This window comes from uncultured Campylobacter sp. (assembly GCF_938045595.1).
GTDB lineage: Bacteria > Campylobacterota > Campylobacteria > Campylobacterales > Campylobacteraceae > Campylobacter_B.
Genome location: NZ_CALIBB010000181.1, coordinates 1 through 2,527, shown reverse-complemented (window position 1 = coordinate 2,527; position 2,527 = coordinate 1). Strand labels below are relative to the sequence as shown.

Annotated in this window: 3 protein-coding genes; all 3 read right to left on the bottom strand. The window is 51.5% G+C overall.

Annotation, left to right across the window (positions count from 1 at the left end; all coding sequences use genetic code 11):
* Window positions 1-809: prohibitin family protein (locus tag Q0340_RS07285; protein WP_298082763.1), on the bottom strand; the 809-nt coding region annotated here is incomplete at its 3' end.
* An 8-nt stretch (window positions 810-817) separates the two neighbouring features.
* Window positions 818-1,744 carry a branched-chain amino acid transaminase gene (locus Q0340_RS07280; protein ID WP_298082762.1) on the bottom strand — a complete coding sequence of 309 codons (927 nt, stop codon included), beginning with the start codon at window positions 1,742-1,744 and terminating at the stop codon, window positions 818-820.
* Window positions 1,745-1,898: 154 nt separating this feature from the next.
* A partial coding sequence (locus Q0340_RS07275; RefSeq protein ID WP_298082761.1) for a phospholipase A occupies window positions 1,899-2,527 on the bottom strand: 629 nt, incomplete at its 5' end.

The following is a 2,527-nucleotide window of genomic DNA, read 5'->3' as shown; positions in this document are numbered from 1 at the left end:
TTACCTTTGGCAAGAGCGGCCCTTTTAAGCGCCTCTTGATTTGCGCGCTCGACCTCGTATTTAGTGCGCTCAGCCTCCTGTTTGGCGATCTGCACGCGCTCGATCTGCTCTTTTACCTTCGCCGGTAAAATAATCTCGCGAAGCTGCACGGCTAGTAGATCCACTGGCGAATTAGGCAGCGATTCGATATTTTTGCGGATACCGTCGTCGATTGCTTTAGCGATCTTGTCGCGTTTGGTAGGTAGCTCTTCGGCGGCATAGTTGCCGATGACGCTACGCACGACGTCCTTTACGCGCGGATCGATGATCTTATCCTCCCATAAAAAGCCCCACTCGGCGATCGTGTTGGGCGCCGTGGCTTCATTGAGCCTGTATTGCACGGTGATGTCGATGCTGACGGGTAAATTTCGCGAGTCTAGCACCGAGAGCGAGTTTTTGCTGATGATACCGCCCGCGGTACCGCTTTTAGTGGCGATACCTGCGCTCATATCTTCGCTGCTGGTGTAGTTTATGATACGCGTGCGAGTATCTACGACGAATACGTCCTGTATGAACGGCACGAAAAAGTGAAGTCCCGCGCCAAGAGGCGTCGGATCGTATTTGCCTAAATTTGACTTGATCCCCACTTCGCCCGATTGGATCGTGACGAAGGGCTTTGCAATCACGAGCAGCGCGATTAGCGCGATTATCGCGTAAAGCACGCCGCTAAACTTGCCCATTCCTCCAAAATTAGGAATTTTAAAATTTAAATTCCCGCCTTTTTTGTCGCTATTTTTCTTATTAAAATAATCATTCAAATCCGCAGGCATGCGTGTCCTTATTTAACGTAAGTGAGCCAGTGCTCAAATTTTGGGTCTTTGCCCGTGACGACGGCGAAATACGCCTTTTGCAAGCGGCTCGTGATCTCGCCCATCTCGCCCTTGCCGATGATCCTACCGTCAATGTTGCTAATCGGCGTGACCTCCGCGGCGGTACCGGTAAAAAACGCCTCATCTGCGGCATAGAGCTGATCGCGAGCGATGCGCTCTCTGCGGACTTCGTAGCCCAGGCTACGCGCGATTTCTATGACTGAATTTTGAGTGATGCTCTCTAGGCTGGTGTCGTTCGGCGGAGTGATGATGAGCCCATCTTTTACGATAAATAGGCACTCGCCCGGCCCCTCTGCGACGAAGCCCTGTGGATCGAGCAGTATCGCCTCATCGTATCCCGCATCGACCGCTTCGAAATTTGCCATCTGCGAGTTGAAATAATTCGCACTCGCTTTGGCTTTTGCCATCATCGAAAATTGCGCCGGCTTCATCCACGATGAAATTTTGGCTTTGATGCCCTTGCGTAGCGCCTCTTCGCCCATATACGCGCCCCATTGCCACGCTGCGACGATGACGTTTACCGGGCAGTTCGTAGACGAAACGCCCATCGAACCGTAGCCGAAGTATGCAAGCGGGCGAATATAGACGGTCTGATCGAAGCGGTTTTTTGCGACGACATCGATCTGGGCCTGACGAAGCTGCTCAAAGCTAAACGGAAGCTTGATTAGGCAGAGCTTTGCCGAAATTTCAAGACGGGCAGTGTGCTCGTCCAAGCAAAAAATCGCGTAGCCTTTGTCAGTTTTATAGGCGCGCACGCCCTCAAATACGGCGTTTCCATAGTGCAAAGAGTGCGTCAAAACGTGAGTAGTGGCCTCTGCCCAGGGGATTAGTTTGCCGTCTTTCCAGATGAGCTCGGCCTCTTGAATTTGTGCCATTTTTTTGATCCTTTTGTTTAAAATTTAATCTGTGATTTTAGCTAAAACAATATTAATTTCTAAGAAATTTAAAAGCGGTTGAAATTTGATGCGATTTTAAGACGCACAACGAGTCGTGAGTTTAAATTTGGCCCGCAACTCGGTGCAGATGGCATTAAAATTCTACGAAAGAAAGCCCGATGCCGATCTTATTAACGCTGCGTTTGTAGTCCGCGAGGCTTTCACCGTAGCCGTTGAAGTAGCGCAGATAGCCGTAAAATCCGCTATTAAAGATCGGGAAGCTATAGTTTAGCTCGATCGCGCCGCGGTTACTGCCGTCAAAATGGAGGTTGTTTCGCCATAGAGCGCTAAGTCGCTGCTTGCCGAAGGTGTATGACGCGCGCAGATCGCCGTAGCCCATATAATCCGCGATGTCCTCGTTCGTGCGGTCCAGCCAAAACGCATACCAGGCTCTGGGGGTGATCGAAAATCCGCCCGCGCTCCACGTGCTTTGCGCGTAGAGCCTATTCCACGAGCGCGATTCCTCGCCGCCCTTGCCGTTTGACTCGTGCATGGCGCCTATCTTTAGCTCGTCCGCAAACGGCACCGGCGCGCTAACGTAGAGCTCGGGACGATAATTGCTTTCGCGAAAAGGGGCGCTATCCTGCGTGATCTGCCACCAAGAATTTTGCGCGTAAGCGAATGAAATTTTCTCTCCAAGGCCCAGCGCGTCGTAGGTGATCGGGCGCTCGAAGCTAAACTCAAAATGCAGCTCATCCGCCTTGCGATCGGGTTTTTTGCTGA

What these genes read in the sequence shown, in the direction of transcription:
- Q0340_RS07280 (WP_298082762.1), bottom strand. Translation starts at nt 1,744, where the DNA reads ATGGCACAAATTCAAGAGGCCGAGCTCATCTGGAAAGACGGCAAACTA.